The sequence below is a fragment of the Serratia plymuthica genome (genome assembly GCF_018336935.1).
Lineage (GTDB): Bacteria > Pseudomonadota > Gammaproteobacteria > Enterobacterales > Enterobacteriaceae > Serratia > Serratia plymuthica_B.
Genome location: NZ_CP068771.1, coordinates 115,214 through 134,681 on the forward strand (window position 1 = coordinate 115,214; position 19,468 = coordinate 134,681).

The window sequence follows — 19,468 nt, forward strand, 5'->3', positions numbered from 1 at the left end:
TGTGATTTCGAAATGGCTCGAACGATGACATGCTGAAGTATTGATGTACGGTAGCGTAAAAGGCCTCTCTGTTTTCTCAGCTTTTTTGCCACGTGATTGTGTTTATGCGTAGTTTTTTTTTAGTCGCTAAAAAAAATTGCTTTTGAAAGCTGAATACAGTCTGAAACTGATCCCCGGCCATAATAAATAGCGTTACTTATGGTGATATGTCAGGTCGGCAAACTTCAAACCTTGCTGACCCGATGCATCCGACTATGCGGACAGGTTGTGATACTGGCGGTTAGTTAATAGGAGAGATGATGCCTCCGTTGATGAAGCTAGTGGTCCCTGTCATCCAACGTGCTTCTGGTGAAACCAGATAGAGCGCCAGACCGGTAATATCGGGGATATTGCCGAGACCTCCATCAATCGACATGGATTGCAGCCAAGCAATATTCTCATCAGATTCTGCAGGGTAAAAGAATGAGGTATCAAGTGGACCCGGTGCTATGCAGTTTACTGTAATCCCTCGTGGGCCGAGTTCTTTCGCCAGTGCTTTGCTGAAATGCTCGAGAGGTGCCTTGCTACCCGCGTAACCGGCATAGGTCGGTGCAAAAGCGGCGACCATGGTGGTGACAAAACTCAATATACGTCCTTCATCCGCCATTTTTTTCGACGCTTCTTTAAGCAGGAAAAAGGCGGCTTTAGTATTAACGTTGAAAAGAGAATCAAATTCCGCTTCGTCAAACTCCGCGAGCGGTTTGCGTATGATTTTTCCCGCAGTATTAATAAGAATGTCCACTTTGCCAAATTTTTCGAGCGCCGCATCGAATAAAGCCGTGGCCTGTGCTGGGCGGGTAAGGTCGGCCTGGAAAATCAACGCTTCCTGACCATATTTACGGACGGTCTCGGCAGTTTCTTCCGCCAATGCCTGTTTCGACGTAGAATTATAGTGGATCACCACATCTGCGCCTTCCTGCGCTAACAGTTCGGCCAGCGCCCGACCCACGTTAGCCGATGCACCTATCACCATTGCCGTTTTGCCAACAAAGCGGCGTGCCCCAGTACTGGTCGCTGAAGGGTATGTTTTCTTGATGGTTTGATGACTTATGGCAACCATATTCAAACTCCTTTGAAAGAAGAAATAGATGCACGTTATTCACATGCACGATGCGATTGGGGCGAAAATACAGCGTTGATGCTGTCGGTTATTTGGTGGTATAGCCACCGTTGATCAGGATCGTCTGCCCAGTGGTCCAGCAACCGTCACTCACCAGATGGCGGATGCAAGGCGCTGTGTCTTGGAGATTGGTCAGGTCGGTTTTGCTGAAAAAGCGCTGCTGCGGTTTTGTGATTCGCCGCGGCGTAGGCATCTGCTTTTGAGGATGCGTTGTTATAGTGAATGGCAATGGCCTTCGCATCTTGAGCGGCTAAATCGAGGGTGATCAGACCGTCAAGGTTTTTGGCACCACTGGCGATGAATGCGGTTTTGCTTTTGATCGAATGGACCGCCATGGAACTCTCCTTGGATAGGTATTAGATATTTAAGTCTAGACCTTCCGATAGCAAAGATAAGAGGTGATAGTCTGAATAAACAATCCAGAAAATAAAGCCAATCATTAAAACCCATAATTTTCCCAGCTCTTCTTAATGTGTTTTTCATTTACAAGGGGGAAGGTATTTGCTATGTGACTGAAAAGTAATATGAATGGTGTTTTTGTGATTCTTTTGTGATTAATAACAGGGGCGTCATTGACAGTTTTGTTAAATTTCTGGATTTTTTCTATTCATCTCATCGGCTACAGTTTTGAATGAACAAAACATATCAATGAAAACTCGCCTTTGAGGGGCGTGGGTGCGGATGAGTGCGGAGTTTAGATGCATCATTTTAAAGTTTTCTGTTTGTTATTAGCAATAACTTGGATTTGCCCCTATATTTCCATACACTATTTATCACTTAACCCATTACTGGTCCGACGCCGCAGATATTCACGTGGCGAACGGTATCCCAGCGCACTGTGCGGATGCCATTCGTTATAGTGTTCGAACACCTCCGCAAGGTACCTCGCTGCTGTCAGCCCATCCGGTTTTGGCATGATGCTGATGTAGTCACGCTTCATCGTTTTTACGAAGCTCTCTGCCATACCGTTACTTTCCGGGCTGCGCACTGCTGTTGTTTTCGGCTCCAGACCCACCATTTTTGCGAACCGGCGTGTTTCGTGAGCCCGATAGGCCGAGCCATTATCTGTCAGCCATTCAACCGAGATCGGCGGTAGTCGGTTTCCGAAGCGACGCTCCACCGCACCCAGCATCACATCCTGTACCGTAGCGCTGTCGTACCCTCTGGTACTCGCCATCCAGTGCAGCGCTTCACGATCGCAGCAGTCCAGTGCAAAGGTAACCCGCAGTTTCTCTCCATTGTCGCAACGGAACTCGAACCCGTCGGAACACCAACGTCGATTGCTTTCTTTTACCGCTACCTTGCCCGTGTGCGCCCGGTTTGATACTGCCAGTGCGGGCCTGTGCTCAAGTAATAACGCATGTTGACGCATGATCCGATAGACTCGTTTGGCGTTAATAACCGCGACGCCTTCATTTTCCGACTGTCTGCGCAACAACGCCCATACCCGCCGGTAGCCGTAGGTCGGAACTTCACCGATAACAGCATGGATACGGTTCAGTGCTTCCGTATCGTCGGGCTGACGCTTGCGTCGGCGATCCTGCCAGTCAGCCGGGCGGTGGGTTATCGCATGAAGCTGCGCACGTGAGACCCGCAAACAGCGACTGACGAAGCTTATTCGCCATCCTCTGGTAACAAGGGTACGTGCGCTATCCACTTTTTTGCCGGCCGATATCAACGGCTTCGCGCAGTAACTCAACTTCCATCGTTTTCTTACCCAACATACGCTGAAGCTCTTTGATCTGCTTCATGGCTGCGACCAGTTCCGACGCGGGAACAACCTGTTGACCGGAAGTGACGGCGGTAAGACTGCCGTCCTGATATTGCTTACGCCAGAGGAACAACTGACTTGCAGCAACACCGTGTTGACGGGCAACCATCGACACAGTCATACCTGGCTCGAAGCTCTGCTGAACGATAGCCATTTTTTCCTGCGGGGTACGTCGTCTGCGGCGCTCAGGGCCTAAAACGTCGATCATCCTCAACTCCATGACTAGTCTAAAACTAGCATTAAGACTATCACTTATTAAGCGAGTCAAAGTGTCTGGATATTCAAGGGTCTAGTCTATAATATAGGCTGCAAACGTTTAATCGTTTCTGACACTTTTTATGACGCAATACAACGACCCAGAACGACATTAGTCACGGCTGGAATCGAAAGAGTGACTTCAAACGGTATTTATACTCAGGATGGTCTGTTTCATGAATTCGATGTTTTAATTATGGCTACCGGGTTTTATGCAATGGACTATTTGAGGGGGATTGTCATTGAAAACCAAAAGGGTGAAACCTTAAATGAGAAATGGGCTAATGGGGCCTTTGCGCATCGTTCTGTTTCTATCGCCGGTTATCCCAACCTTTTTATGATAGCCGGTCCTCACAGCCCATATGGCAATCTGCCCGTGACACAAATAGCAGAAATACAAGTGGATTATTTATTGGTGCTTATAGGTGAGGTACAACGGGTAAGGTGGGGAGTATTTGCACCAAAGAAGTTGCGCAAAATAAATACAATTAAAAAATAAAGGCTGCACTCCCCCATACCCTATGGGCCAGCGGATGCACCAGCTGGTATCTTGATGCGAATAACTCACCCCGGGTTTATCCGTTTTCACCAAGAGAGTTCAGAAATGAAATGAAGACAGTAAATTTTGACGAGTATTATATATCCCATTGATATTAAATTAATTGTTGGGCGTGGGGTGTTAAGTGTTATAGCAGCAAGGAGCCTGCAGTGCTGTCTCACTCTGTAAGCCCCTTGCATAAGTTGAAACTCTTTATGGCTCTGTGGGTAATATCAGTTCGAGCTGGTTTGTTAGCGTGGCTATCTCTTCCTCATCACGATAAACCAGAATGTCACACTGTATCAAGGGAGGCTGAGTTTGCTTTAATATTACACTGAATTTTAATTCCGTATCGGCACTAATCAACTTTTCCGCTGATAATTGCGTGTCATTTACGTAAAATCGAATGCCGGGGCCATAAATGTTCTTGAGTAACTCACCCGTGGCCTGAAAAGCCGTTTGTGAAATGATGGCTACTGGCCAACATGGATAGTTGGCAAAATGACCGGTGCATTGTTGAGGTGATAAAGGGCCAGCAATCGCATCAAGTCCTCTTTCATGGAACTCTAGGCTATGTAATGAAACAGGATATCGATAAGGTGAGTCTGGTGATGTAGACAATATCTCGCTGGCATAATTTTTGAAAGTACGTTGGAATAGTACAGGTGAAAGAATGGCATACTCACAATGTAATTCCGCTATGGGGCTATTCCCCCATGCCTGAGCGGAAATTTTCAGCGTCCGCTTATCCATGTCTACGACCTGAGCTCTCGCATATAACATTTCCTGGCGTAGGACATTCTTTTCCGATTTGCGAATGAAATGCGCCTTTGTTGCCAAATAGTAGCCTTCTTGCCCGCTGTGCAGTGCGACTGCAGTACAGCTTCCTAATATGGCCAAGTGCCTCCCCAACTCTCCTGCTGTAATACAGCCCGCTTCGTATAGGAGTGGCTGTTCAGAGGTAAATGAACCAACCAACGATTCTCCCTCTTGCCAGAGTTATTGGAAAGCAAAGTAGGGGTTTTGTACCTTAATGCGTTGAGTTATTTCATTAATGTCAAGGAGGTTCGCTCGTTTTTCTCTGCTCATAGATACCTAGCCTATTTAATTAAATGATAACCAAAAAAGTTGTCCATTAATCATAGAACTACTATGGCGGATGCACACTGTTATATAGCTTAAAAAATCAGGGAGTCGCAGACGCCCATCATACGACTCCCCATTGCCATTCGGCGATGTTTATAATAGCAGATTTATATTACAATATGTAATGTGAGTGCTTTCCAATAATCCTGCAACGGATAATCACTGCGAGTGAAACGTTTCATCTTGACAACTTTATATGCTGCACTGCTGCACTAATGCGTGCGTGTGAGAGACGGTGGGATTATGCTAAATAACTTTTGCGACCGACCTGGACAGATCGATCTGTTTGACAAATGCCCCGCGTGCCGGTAGCGAAAAGCTGATGAACATCAATGATGGTATCAATCACTCCGGGCTGGGTAAGGTCTGATTTTCCGGCCAAGGGATAAATAAAGCTTGTGTAATGCAATGCACCGCGAACTACTCTCCCCCTCTTACACAACACGACTGAGTTACATTCTGGCTCCGGTCTACCAGATATATTCGACAGGCTTAAAGAGGCATAAACGGCTATGAGTAGCGGACCCAGGATTACGAACGCAATTAACGTCCATTTCATTGGTTTTCGCATACTGCTCCTTCTTTGATTTCACGCTCACACCAAGCTTCTGACCTGATAAGAGGCCAAGGATATAACATTTTTTTTGCGGAGCCTGCTTATATGTCCATCACCATATTAGTGGTGCCAATACAGGATTACAAAAACCTTTTTAAGTCATTTTACGCCGTATTTACTCCAGCGTTTCGTTATCACCTCGCCGGTGATAGGTCGGGTGATTTTCTCAGTGGCCGTGTGTCACAAGTTACTCTATTCCAAGATTTACAATCACATGTAAATTTTGCTAAATTGATGGTGTTGTTGGATAGATTGAACCATTATGAAAAAGGTAGTGTATGGTTACTGCTTAGAATGTATATACACTGCTGCTAGTAATATTTGCAGGGATAGGTGGCAGACGGCCAGTCTCACTAATTTATAGGGGGTGTTATTCGTAGGGAAGTAATTAATATATTTGGTAAGGTGGTGAATTATTAGTCGGGAATTTATGGCTGCTGTAAAACGTTCCAAGAAATGGAATCTTGAAGTGCCTGAGATCAATTTGAGTAAAACTCCATTCCTGACTGTGGATAAAAGTAAAACTGCGCTAAAAGTAATTAATAGTGTTGGTTAAAACATAATCCATAAGAGGTTTCACAACAATGCTTTGGATGTGTTTATTTCGTTCAGGAAGCTTTGCAAACTCCGTTTTATTATACTTTAGGTTATGCTGATTATGAAAATTGGCCTGTTTTTTATACGAGTAAGAGGAGTTAAAAAGTAATCTGGACAATCTGCTGTCAGATGTAGGAGAGATGAATTTACATGCGTGGTTGACGACGCCAAATATGGAAGTAATCGACCTTACATTTTCCACCACATATGGCATTGTAAATAATGTTCCATCCATAATTGGCCGTTGTTCATTTCAACATCACTCTGCCTTTAATGAAAATATGATCTATCACCCTCAGTTGGTCGGTGAAGATTACTTTAAACAGATTGGCGTCTTTGTTGGTTTTAGGGCGTTAAATATATTTGTAATATAATATTGGTGGTTTTCTGTTTTTTTTTTTTTTTTGTAGTGATGGTTACCCCTAGGTTTTATTGTTTTTGTCTGGCATTTTGAAAAAATAATCAACGTAAAATATGAGAGGTTTTTTTATAATTAACTTGTTATGATTGACGACATTAGGTCAAATCATTTAATCTTTCCGTGTTGTACTGTCGTCTCCGGACGACCACCAATGCTCAGTGGGTCTGTGATGAGCGCCTTCGGGTGACCCAGCTGTCGAAAGACGGCCACCAATGATCTGGCCATCTGCGAGGATCGCCTTCGGGTGATGGCAAAAGAAAGCTTCCGTAGCCTGAGAGGGAGCACGCCAGGTATGGTGTGGTACATCTGCCCGCCTTTGGGAGCAGATATCGCTCATCCAACGTAGTATTCGGAGCGGTTAAGGCTGCTGAAAAGTCATCTCAATGCCTTGGTGCTATCTCGCCAGGCACACATCTACATTGGGCAGTCCTTGCCTGGATAAATTAGTCACAACTGACTGATATCGCTTACTTCTTTAAAGCTGTTAAAGGCTTAAATGACGTGTTGCCGACGATGCAACCTTTGAACGAACGTGTAAAGCCAATGGGTACATTTGGCTGCTTACGTGAGTCTCATTGGGAGCAGAGGAGCGCGCGTCACTTGTGAAGAGGCGAAGACACTACCAAGTGACGCGCGTAGCGCATAACGTCTCAAACCACGCACGACGTGGCTTTCAACGTTTTACTACCATCTGACCAACATGTAGTCCGTGTCAGTACGGTCTTAAACACTCATTCACTTCAACGTAATTACGACGGGAAATCCGTTTTGAACGTTTCACTATCTAAAAGGAGGAAATCGACTCGGTATCGATGGCGACACTACGAACAGTAGTGTTGGAGGCAGCTTGACGAAAGTCAGCTCTGCATAAGCAGCAAACGGATCAGAGATCTGGGGTGCCTCGCAAGAACTCAACATTTCGCCGCCCCGATGCACAGATACCAGTCGAGACGCAGGAAGCGCAAAAGCAACCGTGTCGTCGGGGTTGAAATTATTGGGGTACAGATCCGTCTGCTTCTTTTAAAGTAGAGGGACGTGTATCCAATTGGAGATATTGAAATGTCCAGATTCGGTAAACAGCTAGGAAAACAACTTGTCACGCTTGCTCGTCAGGGACGAGGGAGTTTTAAAACCGTTGCTGACCGTTCCAGAATTGCAGACCGTTTTTCTGAACGTCTGGCAAAGTTGAATATTCAAATTCGTGATGTAAAACACATCAAGACGACCCATATCGAAAAATACATTCATAGCCGGCAGGCTGAAAACCTGTCGCTCCGTACATTGCAAAACGAGATGGCAGCAGTGCGTTCAATCATGTCAGCTGCGGGGCGGAATAAACTGGCTGATCCCAATCATGAGAAATTGAGCAACCAGGCTCTCGGGATTTCAGGTGCTAACCGTGATGGGACAAAAGCTCCTATTTCGGATGAAAAGTTAACTGCTGTCATAAATCACGTCTTAAAAAAAGATGCAGGGGTAGCATTGGGTGTTCAGTTGTCTCGCTATGTAGGTTTGCGAACGGAAGAAACTGTTCAGTCAGCAAAGTCTTTAAAAACATGGCGCCAGGCTTTAATTAATGGAGACGAGCGTGTTCGGGTTGTTTTTGGCACGAAAGGAGGTCGTCCTCGTGATACGACCATTTTTAATCGTGAGAAGGTTTTATCTATTTTAGATGCGGCAATAAAACATTGTGATGAACACAATGGGAAACTGATTGATAAGCCTTCATTGCATACAGCAATAGAACGGTACAGGAATATTGTTCGTGAGGCAGGAATGACAGGGAAAGATGCTCCCCATAGTTTGCGATACGCGTATTCACGCGATGCGGTAACTCATCATGTTAAAAATGGAATGAGTCGCGTAGAAGCAGAGGCATTGGTATCGATGGATTTGGGCCATGGTGATGGCCGAGGTCGTTATATTAAGCAAGTCTATTTCAAAGGTGATGTGGAGTAACGGATTAATCGCATTCAGTGTGCGGAATTTTATTAATTTAAAATTTCTCAACTGTATACGTGAATATGATGGTTCGTACATAACGGTCGCAGCTCTCACAGGGCTGCGACCTCAAAATCATAATCGTACTGAGACGTTACGTTATTAGGATAACAGGAAATATTATTCCAAAACCAGGGGCGCATGCCCTCTTGACAGATCAGTGATTTGCTCGGAAAATAAACATGCTTACTCGTTGTCTTCGGACAACCACCAATGCTCAATGGGTCTGTGATGAGCGCCTTCGGGTGACCTAGCTGTCAGTCGACAGCCACCAATGATCCAGTCACTTGTGAGGATCGCCTTCGGGTAGTGGCAAAAAAAAGCTTCCGTAGCTTGAAAGGAAGCACACCGTTTACGGTGTAGTACATCTGCCCGCCTTTGAGAGTAGATGTCATCGTAGTTTTGATGAACAAGGCTTAACTTTCTTACCTATGATGATTGCGCGTGACGCAATCAAATCCCAAGGGAAATACCTTTCCCCTGGGAGTGGTGTTTCCCTTTTTTACAGGAGAAACACCATGTCTGTTTTTACTTCTTCAGTTGTTCCTGATTTCTTCTCAACCCTGCACCGTGTCAAATCGGCTGTCCAGCGAATACCTTTTCGCATGACGCCGCCGCGTTTTACTGACTGGTACGTCAATGCAGCAGGTAATTTTGCCGTTCGCGCGCATGTTATCTGCAGTGATGATGGTTCGGTCAGCGCGTTGCTGACGCTGCGCAAAGGTTGGTACAAAGCCGAATATACCTACGCAAGCACCCATGTTGTGCTGGCTTGCAAACATACCGAGCGCAGAAAAGCTTACCGACTCGCTAGCCAACATGCTGAGCATTTGGCCAGACTGCGTTACCGCTTTTAGAGCTGTCGGTTTACCCACTTAATACCCTGACGGGGATTTACACCCGTTATGGGGATAAATCCCGCTTTTCTTTTTGTGGAGGATTTATCGATGCATACCCAGTTACCCAACGTACTTGACGTGAAAACCGCGCTTGATGCGTTTCATTTCCTTTGCCTGGTTGAAGGTAAGCTCATGAGTATACGGGCTTGCCAGCGCCTGGGATTGGGTATTGAACGTGAAGACCCCACTGAGCTGAATGATGTGGAAAATGCCGTTATCAATGCGGGAGAGGCCTTTGGTGGTTTCCTGCTGGTCATGCAGTACGGCTATATATCGACACTTTCCGCTAACGGGCAAGCGCTTATGGCTCGCCTGGATACGCTGAGCAAAGATATTCACGCGTCTTATTGGGCGCAGGCCGTGGAGCAAGGCAAGCGTTATGTCGAAGCCGACATAGCTATTGGCGAGCTCGAGGTTTGGTGATCGGCACGGCAGCCTGACAGACACACATCCTGACGGGGATTTATTCCCGTCCGGGGGATAAATCCCCCCAATTTTTTTGTTACCGGAGGATTTATCGTGAGTATGAACGTGTATTTTGTCACACCACCGTCCCAGGACGCGTGGATTGATTTTACCCTGGCGGTGACCGAGGTGTTCTGGTTGTTGCCGTATGAGGCACGACCAGAAGGTGTCACGGAAGCCGGCCAGCTGTTCGATGGCATGATCTTCGAAACAGCCGGTTTACGTTTATCATCGGAATCAGAGGAAAATATCCCGATGCAACCGCTGCCTTACGTCGAAGAACGTGTGGGGTTCTTTCAGCGCCCCGACTTTTTTCACCGACTGGTCCTGATACTGCTCCATAACCTGTGTCCGGGCTCTGTACGGATAGAGCGGAACGACACCAGACTCTCCAAATATCCAGGATGGGAGTTGCCACTACTCTGGTTGCGGCATCATCTCAAACGCCCGGAACTTGTTGCTCCGGAGGATGTAGATGAAGCGACCATGACTGATGACTCCACGCTTTTCTATTTGGCGAAGTACAGCACTCTCATCGACTACTCCAATGACTTGCCGTGTCACTGGCGGGTTATTGTCTGAATGGACGAAGTGTTGACGCAGCGCCTGAGTCTGGCGCATTCAGCAGCATAACTGCTTTTTAATTACCCGGCAGGGCCTCCCTGCAGGGGAGCTCCTGTCTGTTTATCGAGAGGAGTGACCCATGGGGCTTGATATTAACTTTTTCCGTCAGCGTAAGGCTGACTATCCGATGTTGCCGGTTAACGGCGACTGGACACCCGTTGGCGACTGGGTGCCGTGTTCACCAGCGTGGCTGGAGGACGGCGGTGATTGCGCGCAGGCACCGCGAATATACAACCACAAAACGTGTAACCACTACCATCCGCCGCAACTGGTTCACTCCTGTCATTTTCGCGGGTTTACTGCGTTGATGCATTGGGTGGCCAACAGTGTCGGGGACGTCAAAAGTGGCGAGCTGATAGCGTTCGACCGCAACGATGTCCAGATGCTGCAGATGCTGTTGTCACGATTGAATGAAGCGAACTGCCATGAGGAGTTCCCTTCTGAATGCCGCGACTACGGCGATGTGTACTGGATGCTGGTCGACTCACTGAAGACGTACGTTAACAGCGTACTGACCGGCTTCGACTTTAGTCGGGATCACCTTTACTTCCGGGCATCGTGGTAACACCACCGCGCTGGCCATAACGTTTTATTTCCCAGGAGGGGCTTCCTCTCCGGGGGAAGCCGTCTCCGCTTTTTAAGGAGACTTAACATGTTGCACTTTGACCCTGAGGCATTGCGCCTGGTCGTAGCCGAAGTTAAGGCCAATCAGTGCGAACTGGTGTTGGCCAAAGACGACGGTGTTTACCTGATATCAGCCGTGGCCGAACGTGGCGATACGGGCCGCGTGAAGCACATAGCGTATGCCGATGGCTGTCATCCGGAAAAGGATGACGCCTGGTACGAAACCTCCCGCGTGTTGGTGGGAGGCGACGACTTTTGTGAGCATCTGCAGCTGACCGACGAAAGCATAGAACGAATATTTTCAGACGGCTTTGAGCTCTGGATACACGTGCTGCACGACCAGATCCATGTGCATGAGTCACCCGTCACCTGGGTGCCGGTGGCCGAGTACCGTCATATCATTAACTGCATGCAGCGCCTGGCTCATGTCCATTACCGGGCATGCGTGGGCAACGCGGAGTACAAACGCTGGCGCGTCAGCGCCATCGACCTGCTGGCGATCGCCAGTCATACCGACGCTAAACGGGCGAAACCGGACGACAGGGAGGAATTCCTCTCGATGTTCGAATGTCTGTATCACCTGGCTGACACGGTTAATGCGGAAGGGGCGATCCGTTTCCCTGCACGTTAATCGTTAACCCATTCTTTGTCCCCTGGGGCGTATTCTTCGCCGCCAGGGGAGGAGTGCGCCTTATTACTGAGGAGCCTCCCATGAGAAAGAAATCATCATCACGGCCAGCGAAAAAACGGCCTGAACGTCCCGACCTGTATCAACAGGTTACGGACAAAATCATTGCCGCCATCGAGACGGGAACCTTGCCCTGGCGCAAGCCCTGGCGGACCGACAAGGGCCGCGGCGCGTCGACGGCCATCATGCCGCAGAACGGCACGACCGGTTACCACTACAGCGGCGTGAATGTGCTGCTGTTATGGATGGCCGCGGACGAAAGGGGCTTTCACTCCAATCGCTGGCTCACCTACAAGCAGGCGGAAGCCGTTGGTGGGCATGTGCGTGCCGGCGAAACCGCGACCCTGGCCGTGGTATTCAAACCCTGGGACAAGCAGGTGGAGGATGCTGACGGCCGGCAGCTGTTTGACGAAGAGGGGAACCCGCTGAAAATGCGAATACCCATGCTGAAGCCGTTGTACCTGTTTAACGTTGCCCAATGCGCCGCCCTCCCGGAAACCGTTGTCGGCATTACGCCGGCAGAGGTGCCGGAAGAGGAGGGGGCGTTGGTCGATGCGAAAACACAGGCTCAGGTCAGCATCCTCGTTGAGGCCTGCGGCGTTCGAGTTGAACAGGTTTACCAGGACAGAGCCTATTACGCGCCGGGTCGCGACCAGATTGTCCTGCCACAGGTTCAGCAATTTCGAACCGAGGAGGATTACTGGTCGACGTTATTGCATGAACTGGTGCACAGCACCGGTCATGCAACAAGGCTCAACCGGGAGGGGATCACGTCTTCTTCCCGCGCGTTCGGAGACCCGGTATACGCGTTCGAGGAACTGGTGGCGGAGCTGGGCAGTGCTTTTATGTGCGCACAGCTTGGCGTCTTTGGCGACATCCAGCACGACAGTTACCTTGAACATTGGCTCAGGGTATTGCGTGAAGATAAGCGCGCGCTGTTTCGTGCGGCAAAACAGGCCCGTGAGGCGTCAGAGTTTTTACTGAAACCCCTGGCGGAACCGGTGACAACCGATCCTGCCGTTGCGGCATGAGGAATCTGGTGATGACGATTGAACAACGTTACTGGCAGACCATTGCCGGCAGGTTACTGGCCAAATACTTTGGCCTGGCCTTAAACGATACCGATCTGTGTGAAGCGGAGTGCGTGATGGCTTTACAGGAAGCGGGAGTGCGGCCGTTTGAGGCGATCAACAACCTGGTGGATAAATACCACCTGGTACGCTTGGGCGCCAGTCCCTTTACCCCATCATCACCGTATCTGCGCCAGGCGGAAGAGCTGGGTGTGATCGGTGAAACAGAACAGGAGATAACCGATGACTAAAACCACCAACAAGGGGCTGCAGGTCACCGTTGACCCTGAGATTGCCGGCGAGCTGGCGTACATGCTGAAGCTTCAGCAGACCTGTGGCGCGGCCGTTCAGCTTGAGAATGTCGAGGGCCTGATCCATTACATTCTGGCGAGTATCGCTGATGGTAGCCGACGTCCGGGCTCGTGGGAGCGCGGATTATTGGTACAGCTGGGATTGGTCGCTGATGGCGACGAACACCAGGTCTACCGGGCTCACTACGGCGAGCAAGGCCACTAAGGGTAGGACAGTATCATCGTCCTGACCATCATGAGGTAACACCTGACCCAACGGGGGAGACTTTCCCCCGCTGGGGAGAGCTCCCTCTTTTTTAAGAGAGGAGAAAGACCATGTCGAACTGGTGCAAAAACCGTTTAGTGATCACGGGCCAATCCGTTTTTGTGGATGAACTGCAGCAATGGGTCAATGGCCATGTTGTGCCTGACTACCGGCACGCCATTCAGCAGAGCTGCCGGCTATTCCTGGCCGGCTGCGCCGGCATACTGAAGCCGGCTACGACAAAACCCGGCGTTTACGTGCCTTACCCGGATTTATTAATGCACCCGGGGATCGCATCGCCTCAGAATCTGGCCTTTGAACACTGGTTCGGGTTGCTGAAGGCGGATGTCACGTTAACGACCGAGAACATCCGTCTGATTGAACGTCTCTACCGCCAGTCGGGTCTTGACGCCGTGAAATGGGAGAATATCCCCAACGTCGCGAAGGAGCGTATGGCGGATGTCCTGTCTCGCCAGTATGCGGACTGGTTCGGCCTGGTGGGGGTGAGTCCTGACATCGATGCCGGCATATGCTGGGAACGTTTGGGCATGATGCCTGAGTATACCGCACCGTGCGATATGCTGATGCTGATCCCGACGCGTCTGGCGACCGAACTGAATGGTTCAGGCGCTTTGTTACGTGATGTGCCGACCACGACCGATCTCTATGGTCGACAGTACGGCGTCGAATGGCCATCAGGCCATAATGCCGGTTGTGTGCGGGACGGCATCAACACGCTGACGGTGCACTTTGATTCCCCGTGGTACCCGCCAGCCGGCGAGGTTATCGGGACAGTGTCGGAGCGGTTCAGTTGCCAGGTGGAACATACCTGGTACATGCCTGATGCGGAACGCAGTGGTTACGATCGCTACGACCGCGGCGAGCATGTCGACGGCGGACGAATAGCGGCTGAAGTTGAGGCCGGTGAAGTGATCCACCTGACCTACGCCGACAAGGATTCGGTACCGTTGTCACCGAATGCAGCAGCCGGCTAATCACCGACTTTTGTTAACGCATTAACTTATGGCCACCGATGTTCGGTGGCCTTTTTTTTCCCGTGGGGGAGTTCCCCCACTGTGGGTGAACTCCCTTGTTAAAGGAGTTCACCATGTTGACGTTTACTGAAGCACAAAAACAATTCATCGGCCTCTTTGGTCAAACTGCACGCTACCATCATCGATATAAGGTCTTCTCCGACTTTGTTCAGTGTGGCGCAATAGCGATGCATAATCGCTTCTATCCAGACGAAGGACTGGAGAAACAGTACCTGAACATCATCAAAGGGTATGAACGTGAAGACGTCGAGCGCCTGGCGCACTTACTTGGCCTGGTACGAATTGCGCTGAATGCTCAGGCATGTGATTTTCTGGGGATGACGTTTATGCAGCTCGAGCTCGGGGATAAACACCGTGGACAGTTTTTCACGCCCTGGAGCGTGGCATCTATGATGGCCAAGCTGCAGTTCACCGGGCTGGAGCAAAAATTGCAAACTCAGCCGTTTGTCACCATCAGTGAACCTGGCTGTGGTGCCGGCGGCATGATGATTGCAGCTGCAGTGGAGATGCGGGCGTTGGGGTATGAACCTTCAGAGCATATGTGGGTTTCCTGCGTTGATATCGATACAGTGGCTGTGTCGATGGCATATATCCAGCTATCATCACTTGGCATACCCGGTGAAATTGTACTTGGGAATGTATTGACAAATGAACGTCGGTTGGTGATGTATACACCAATGCATTGGTTGGGAAAATGGTCACTTAGAATTCAGCAGTATAATTCAGAGAGCTGACCAAACCAAAACCGCCCTGTATATGGGGCGGTTATCTTTCTGCTATAAAAATATATTGCGCGATTTATATAATGGAATCGTTAGAAAATACGGACTCTATGGATTTTTTAATGTCATTTAGCCGTACTGGTTTCGTTAAAATATCCACGTCTTTGATTGGACTTTCACTGGTGTATGCACTAATGAATATAAACGGTGTGTTTTTGTTTGGGCCGTCATTCTCTTTTACCTGTCTATATAGATCATCACCAGTAATGATGGGCATCTGAAGATCACTCAAAACAAGGTCAAATGATTTCCGATATAACTTTTCTAATGCTCTCTCTGGAGACGTTGTATACTCAACTGAAAAATCATGCTGAAGAATTGATACTAAGGACTCGCATGCCATCTCATTATCATCAATAATTAAGATGCTGATACCTTTAGCTGAGAACGGTTTGTCATCGATGTCGGTAATAACATCAATCTCAGCAGGTGTGGACAGATCTATTGGTAATGAAACGGTAAATACAGTTCCTTTACCAATGTCACTTTTCACATTAATAGTCCCGTTCATGGCCTTAACAACACCATGAACGATAGCCAATCCCATTCCAAAACCGGGTACTTTGTTGTCGTTTCCAACTCGGATAAACGGTGAGAATATGGCGTCAATTTTATCTTTAGGAATTCCTTGCCCCGTATCTTCGACCCTGATGACCAGTTTAGACTTTTCCTGTACAACCGCATTTACCTGCACGCTACCATGCTCTGTATATTTTATGGCATTGGTAACGATGTTTTCAATAATTTGCATAACCCTGGATGGGTCGCTTTTTATGTACGTGTCAGAGGTGTCCCCTACGTTAACAGTGACGGTACTTTTGTTTAATAGTGAAATGCTTTGCTCAACAGTATCATGAACAATTTTACGCAAGTTGAATGTCGCTGTCTTAATTTCGACATTGCCATTGTCAACCTTGGCAAATTCCGCAAGATCTTTCATTTGACGTTCCATTTTCATGGCGGCATTTTCCAATCGTTCAAAGTGATTGAATGCTGCTCCGTCTTTTGCTTGCAAGCTAAACTTCTGGATAATAACCTCTACCGAGGAAATTATTGCCTGGAGTGAGGTTCTCAATTCATGCCCCAACACACCAAGGAAAGCGTTTTTGTTATTGAATGATTTCTTTTCTGATTCCAGTTGATTATTAATGGACTTTACTTGCCGGTATGAAATGAAAAGCATCAATAAAAACAAAAAATACAGTGTCGCAATAGGAAACTTCATCGAGTTACCTTTGTCGATGTAGTCCTGCTGAATAATGTTTCTTTGTCTGACTTCTGCATGGTCAGAAATAACCACTAGATTTTTATTATCTTGCCCAATTAATTCTATGCTTTTAAGTATGATCGAGTAATCAGGTTCTGTTTTATTTAATTCAACGTCGATCTTTTCCAGGTTAGCATTTATTTGCTCTACAGTTTTAGCATAACCCGCTTCTTCATATAAGTATCTGGTCGACACACTTTTATGTAACAGCACATTAGAACTCGAGAACAGAAGGTCAAGTTCGGTTTGTAACTCCTCTTTATCATTGTTACCCAATCGCAGTTGACGCTCAATTTTTGCATTAAATCCTGCCAGCCTGATTGTAAATTTAGCAATCGCCCATGCGTAATTTTCTTGAGGACCTGCAGAGTTCATATTATGACTTGTGGAGAAATACTGTTCATACATCCACACAAAACCACCGGTTAGAATCAGAAAACCGACGAAATACTGGATCAGGATCCGCTTTAGTTTCATTTATCTATTACCGTTATGCTGGCCACTTGCCAAATGTGACGGGCCTGATATGTTGGGCTATTGAGCTGATCATAAAATTGATCTAAAGGGTAAATGACGAAGTACGGACCAAAGTTTCTCAGTCTCAGTGGATTTTCGTCCATTTTATTTGCCAATAAGATATCGTATTTCTCTACGTCAGAAAAGGGGATGTCGATCCAATAGTCATTCAGCGCCCTCATTCTCAACGTTTTTCCACGGGCACCGACAAGTGTTATTAACTCCTTGAATTTTACCCCTTCAAAATCCACCACGTGTCCAGGCTCAGTCCAGGATGTTGTAGTTTTTATATGGGACTTTTTAAGTTTATTAAAATTATCAGCAGTTAACAGATAACCGTCATTATGATTTTTATTTGCAATGTCACCATCTATATAGAGATCGCCTATCTTTGCAAAGGACGATGCTGAATAAAGCACGGCAATAATGAATAATATCGATAGCGATTTTAATTTATGCATAATAAACCTCAAATTCTTTACATATTGAATTAATTAAATTGACATCTTCACTATTATGGATCCCTACTGTTTTATCATTTCCGATATAAACAGACTCACAATGAGTATAGTATATACTACGAAATTCGGGCTTCACTGTGGTAAATATACACGTGGTTGGTATGTCAAAACCAGCACCAATATGTAAGGCTGCGGAGTCACATGTATAGAGATGCCTGGCATGCTTTATTATGGATGCGAATCGAGAGGTGCTCGTTGATAGCTCAGAAATGTTAGTATAATTTTCATGGTGAACATCACTAAACCCAAAGACTTTAACCTTAAACTTATCGCTTAATTCAGATATTATTTTTTTATGATACTGTTGCGGTATGCTTCTTATTTTTGTACTTGCGTGAGGGCAGAAGAGTACATAGTCACCCAGGTTGATGTCATTAAGAGGGGCATTTTTTAACCATGAGTTGCTTTTTATCTCAATCGGAGTGAAATTACGTTCGAGACCAAGGTTCCTTAAAAAGAAATCGTGCATTTCCCACTTATTAAAATCTTCCCAATACAGTTGATTTCCTATGTCTATTATTAGTTCTGCCTCCGCTGCTTTGGAAATATCAAATGGCATGAAATGGATTTCAGTTATTATATTTTCTGTGAGTGTGTAGATTTCATTAACGTAATTTGGACAGCTCTCTGGTCGAATGACTTTGATGACTATGTTTGGATTTATTTTTTTTATTGCATGTAGTGCAGATATACCGACTACAGAATCACCCAGCGTCACCCCCAATCCGTTGATGATAGTCAGGCTTTTTACATTTGAATAGTCTACCGATATTTTATTGATCGCGTTATTATGAACTATAGCGTTACTCAATGGAGATATGTTACCACCAGGTGAACTTTTACTTACCCCATAGGGTGAAACAATGTATCTCCCATCAAGTAAGAGACTGCCTGCATATGTTAATAAACTATTATTCATAATAATTCACTTGGGGAAGTGTTTATCTACTAGTGATTTGATTACACTGGCTTTGATCGGCTTTTCATAGGGTCCAGTGATGTCATAATCATTTATTGCACTTGCTATTTCTCTGTCAACGATTCCGGATAGCTGTCCGGTAAGAACCAGAATCATAGCATTTTTATTTTCTGACTTTCTGATTTCTTTGATTGTGTTAAAAACAGTTTTCGTGCCAACAACCCAGTCCAGAATATAAGCGTCATAAGGACTACGCTTCAGGCTATCTTCCAGGGATTCAATGTCATAGTAAGGATCGACAATGTATTCATCATTACCTATAATTTCCAGAAGACTATCCACAATATTCTTTTCGTCATCAAGAATTGCAATGCGATGTTTTTTTATATTTTGCTTTTGTGGATAGAACTGAATCATTTCAATATTACGCTTGGAATCAAATAATACGTCATCTTTGATGTCGTCAGTGTGGAACACAACCCACTCGTCGTTTATTTTTAAAGCGGAGTACTCCGTTGGGAAATTTGAATTAATTTCTGTTAAATAGATTTTGCATTTAACATTTGTCTTTCCATTGTTCCAGATCGCGTTATGTACTTCATTTACTGAATAACTATATATGTCGAAGAATTCACTCATCTTCATATCGATAGAGTCAATCACTCTGATCAGTTGAGATACCTCCCAGTTAGAGGCCCCTGTCATCTTCTTCTGTGCTGCGGCTGTTGTGATATCCAGTACACGGCTTGTATGGCTGATATGCTTCTGCTTTGGAATACCCTTTATCGCCATTGCTTTGGCTATGACTTCCCCCAGGGCAGTCTTATTGTTGTCTTCCATCTCCCACCTTTGCCAAATTCAGTTTAAAAAACAGTCATTATTTTACACTCAAAGTTGTGTTTTTCAATGAAAAGAGCGTTTTAAGATGTCGCATTATGATTTGTGTTATCGTAAAAGTATCATTTGTGTTGACTTTGTC

The 19,468-nt window shown here is 46.6% G+C and carries 19 protein-coding genes and 1 pseudogene; 12 read left to right on the plus strand and 8 right to left on the minus strand.

The window, feature by feature from the left end; translation table 11 throughout:
• Positions 1 to 280: 280 nt before the first annotated feature.
• From JK621_RS00560 to JK621_RS00570, 3 genes and pseudogenes are all read right to left on the minus strand, one after another.
• Positions 281 to 1,099 carry an SDR family oxidoreductase gene (locus JK621_RS00560; protein WP_212558224.1) on the minus strand — a complete coding sequence of 273 codons (819 nt, stop codon included), beginning with the start codon at positions 1,097 to 1,099 and terminating at the stop codon, positions 281 to 283.
• An 88-nt stretch (positions 1,100 to 1,187) separates the two neighbouring features.
• A pseudogene (locus JK621_RS25555) lies at positions 1,188 to 1,350 on the minus strand (SDR family oxidoreductase); the annotation flags it as partial.
• 575 nt (positions 1,351 to 1,925) lie between these two features.
• Positions 1,926 to 3,138 (minus strand): IS3 family transposase gene (locus JK621_RS00570; protein WP_212558225.1). Its coding sequence is split into 2 segments (ribosomal slippage): positions 1,926 to 2,823 and positions 2,822 to 3,138, totalling 1,215 coding nucleotides; the frame shifts between segments, so codons are not numbered across the junction.
• Between the two features lie 183 nt (positions 3,139 to 3,321).
• On the opposite strand from JK621_RS00570, the gene JK621_RS00575 reads away from it, so the two are divergent.
• On the plus strand, positions 3,322 to 3,684 hold the full coding sequence (locus JK621_RS00575) for a hypothetical protein (protein ID WP_212558226.1): 363 nt from the start codon (positions 3,322 to 3,324) through the stop codon (positions 3,682 to 3,684).
• Between the two features lie 252 nt (positions 3,685 to 3,936).
• Here JK621_RS00575 and JK621_RS00580 read toward each other — a convergent pair whose 3' ends face one another.
• A complete protein-coding gene (locus tag JK621_RS00580) occupies positions 3,937 to 4,701 on the minus strand; it encodes a hypothetical protein (RefSeq protein WP_212558227.1) in 765 nt (254 codons plus the stop codon).
• Positions 4,702 to 7,562: 2,861 nt separating this feature from the next.
• Here JK621_RS00580 and JK621_RS00585 point away from each other — a divergent pair.
• The 11 genes from JK621_RS00585 (at position 7,563) to JK621_RS00635 (ending at position 15,218) form a co-directional block, all read left to right on the plus strand.
• On the plus strand, positions 7,563 to 8,462 hold the full coding sequence (locus JK621_RS00585) for an integrase domain-containing protein (RefSeq protein ID WP_212558228.1): 900 nt from the start codon (positions 7,563 to 7,565) through the stop codon (positions 8,460 to 8,462).
• 560 nt (positions 8,463 to 9,022) lie between these two features.
• Positions 9,023 to 9,361, plus strand: coding sequence for a hypothetical protein (locus tag JK621_RS00590; protein WP_212558229.1), 339 nt, complete (start codon positions 9,023 to 9,025; stop codon positions 9,359 to 9,361).
• Between the two features lie 90 nt (positions 9,362 to 9,451).
• Positions 9,452 to 9,826, plus strand: coding sequence for a hypothetical protein (locus JK621_RS00595; protein WP_172906286.1), 375 nt, complete (start codon positions 9,452 to 9,454; stop codon positions 9,824 to 9,826).
• 96 nt (positions 9,827 to 9,922) lie between these two features.
• Complete coding sequence (locus JK621_RS00600; protein WP_212558230.1) at positions 9,923 to 10,450, plus strand: hypothetical protein; 528 nt, start codon at positions 9,923 to 9,925, stop codon at positions 10,448 to 10,450.
• 121 nt (positions 10,451 to 10,571) lie between these two features.
• A complete protein-coding gene (locus JK621_RS00605; RefSeq protein ID WP_212558231.1) occupies positions 10,572 to 11,057 on the plus strand; it encodes a hypothetical protein in 486 nt (161 codons plus the stop codon).
• 87 nt (positions 11,058 to 11,144) lie between these two features.
• Positions 11,145 to 11,747: a DUF3085 domain-containing protein gene (locus JK621_RS00610; protein ID WP_212558232.1), complete on the plus strand. Its 603-nt coding sequence runs from the start codon at positions 11,145 to 11,147 to the stop codon at positions 11,745 to 11,747.
• An 80-nt stretch (positions 11,748 to 11,827) separates the two neighbouring features.
• A complete protein-coding gene (locus JK621_RS00615; protein ID WP_212558233.1) occupies positions 11,828 to 12,835 on the plus strand; it encodes an ArdC family protein in 1,008 nt (335 codons plus the stop codon).
• Between the two features lie 11 nt (positions 12,836 to 12,846).
• Complete coding sequence (locus JK621_RS00620) at positions 12,847 to 13,125, plus strand: TA system toxin CbtA family protein (RefSeq protein WP_033648727.1); 279 nt, start codon at positions 12,847 to 12,849, stop codon at positions 13,123 to 13,125.
• Complete coding sequence (locus JK621_RS00625) at positions 13,118 to 13,390, plus strand: hypothetical protein (RefSeq protein WP_016260139.1); 273 nt, start codon at positions 13,118 to 13,120, stop codon at positions 13,388 to 13,390. The genes JK621_RS00620 and JK621_RS00625 overlap by 8 nt, the downstream gene beginning before the upstream one ends.
• Positions 13,391 to 13,500: 110 nt before the next feature.
• Positions 13,501 to 14,424 (plus strand): DUF1281 domain-containing protein, encoded by a 924-nt coding sequence (locus JK621_RS00630; protein ID WP_212558234.1) that lies wholly within the window; start codon positions 13,501 to 13,503, stop codon positions 14,422 to 14,424.
• Positions 14,425 to 14,537: 113 nt separating this feature from the next.
• Entirely contained in the window at positions 14,538 to 15,218 is a 681-nt protein-coding gene (locus tag JK621_RS00635; RefSeq protein WP_212558235.1) for an N-6 DNA methylase, read from the plus strand.
• Positions 15,219 to 15,282: 64 nt separating this feature from the next.
• On the opposite strand, the gene JK621_RS00640 is transcribed toward JK621_RS00635, so the two are convergent.
• The 4 genes from JK621_RS00640 to JK621_RS00655 are packed head-to-tail and all read right to left on the minus strand — an operon-like array spanning position 15,283 to position 19,329.
• A complete protein-coding gene (locus JK621_RS00640; RefSeq protein ID WP_212558236.1) occupies positions 15,283 to 17,010 on the minus strand; it encodes a hybrid sensor histidine kinase/response regulator in 1,728 nt (575 codons plus the stop codon).
• Positions 17,007 to 17,510 (minus strand): oxidoreductase, encoded by a 504-nt coding sequence (locus JK621_RS00645; RefSeq protein WP_212558237.1) that lies wholly within the window; start codon positions 17,508 to 17,510, stop codon positions 17,007 to 17,009. Before JK621_RS00645 ends, JK621_RS00640 begins: the two co-directional genes overlap by 4 nt.
• The gene (locus JK621_RS00650) at positions 17,503 to 18,489 is read right to left on the minus strand and encodes a glycosyltransferase family 9 protein (RefSeq protein WP_212558238.1); all 987 of its coding nucleotides are present in this window, start codon (positions 18,487 to 18,489) and stop codon (positions 17,503 to 17,505) included. The genes JK621_RS00645 and JK621_RS00650 overlap by 8 nt, the downstream gene beginning before the upstream one ends.
• A 6-nt stretch (positions 18,490 to 18,495) precedes the next feature.
• Positions 18,496 to 19,329, minus strand: coding sequence for a helix-turn-helix domain-containing protein (locus tag JK621_RS00655; RefSeq protein ID WP_212558239.1), 834 nt, complete (start codon positions 19,327 to 19,329; stop codon positions 18,496 to 18,498).
• Positions 19,330 to 19,468 lie beyond the last annotated feature (139 nt).

Coding starts and splice junctions, on each gene's coding strand:
- JK621_RS00560 (WP_212558224.1), bottom strand. CDS start 1,099: ATGGTTGCCATAAGTCATCAAACCATCAAGAAAACATACCCTTCAGCG.
- JK621_RS00585 (WP_212558228.1), top strand. CDS start 7,563: ATGTCCAGATTCGGTAAACAGCTAGGAAAACAACTTGTCACGCTTGCT.
- JK621_RS00590 (WP_212558229.1), top strand. CDS start 9,023: ATGTCTGTTTTTACTTCTTCAGTTGTTCCTGATTTCTTCTCAACCCTG.
- JK621_RS00595 (WP_172906286.1), top strand. CDS start 9,452: ATGCATACCCAGTTACCCAACGTACTTGACGTGAAAACCGCGCTTGAT.
- JK621_RS00605 (WP_212558231.1), top strand. CDS start 10,572: ATGGGGCTTGATATTAACTTTTTCCGTCAGCGTAAGGCTGACTATCCG.
- JK621_RS00610 (WP_212558232.1), top strand. CDS start 11,145: ATGTTGCACTTTGACCCTGAGGCATTGCGCCTGGTCGTAGCCGAAGTT.
- JK621_RS00615 (WP_212558233.1), top strand. CDS start 11,828: ATGAGAAAGAAATCATCATCACGGCCAGCGAAAAAACGGCCTGAACGT.
- JK621_RS00620 (WP_033648727.1), top strand. CDS start 12,847: ATGACGATTGAACAACGTTACTGGCAGACCATTGCCGGCAGGTTACTG.
- JK621_RS00625 (WP_016260139.1), top strand. CDS start 13,118: ATGACTAAAACCACCAACAAGGGGCTGCAGGTCACCGTTGACCCTGAG.
- JK621_RS00630 (WP_212558234.1), top strand. CDS start 13,501: ATGTCGAACTGGTGCAAAAACCGTTTAGTGATCACGGGCCAATCCGTT.
- JK621_RS00635 (WP_212558235.1), top strand. CDS start 14,538: ATGTTGACGTTTACTGAAGCACAAAAACAATTCATCGGCCTCTTTGGT.
- JK621_RS00640 (WP_212558236.1), bottom strand. CDS start 17,010: ATGAAACTAAAGCGGATCCTGATCCAGTATTTCGTCGGTTTTCTGATT.
- JK621_RS00645 (WP_212558237.1), bottom strand. CDS start 17,510: ATGCATAAATTAAAATCGCTATCGATATTATTCATTATTGCCGTGCTT.
- JK621_RS00650 (WP_212558238.1), bottom strand. CDS start 18,489: ATGAATAATAGTTTATTAACATATGCAGGCAGTCTCTTACTTGATGGG.
- JK621_RS00655 (WP_212558239.1), bottom strand. CDS start 19,329: ATGGAAGACAACAATAAGACTGCCCTGGGGGAAGTCATAGCCAAAGCA.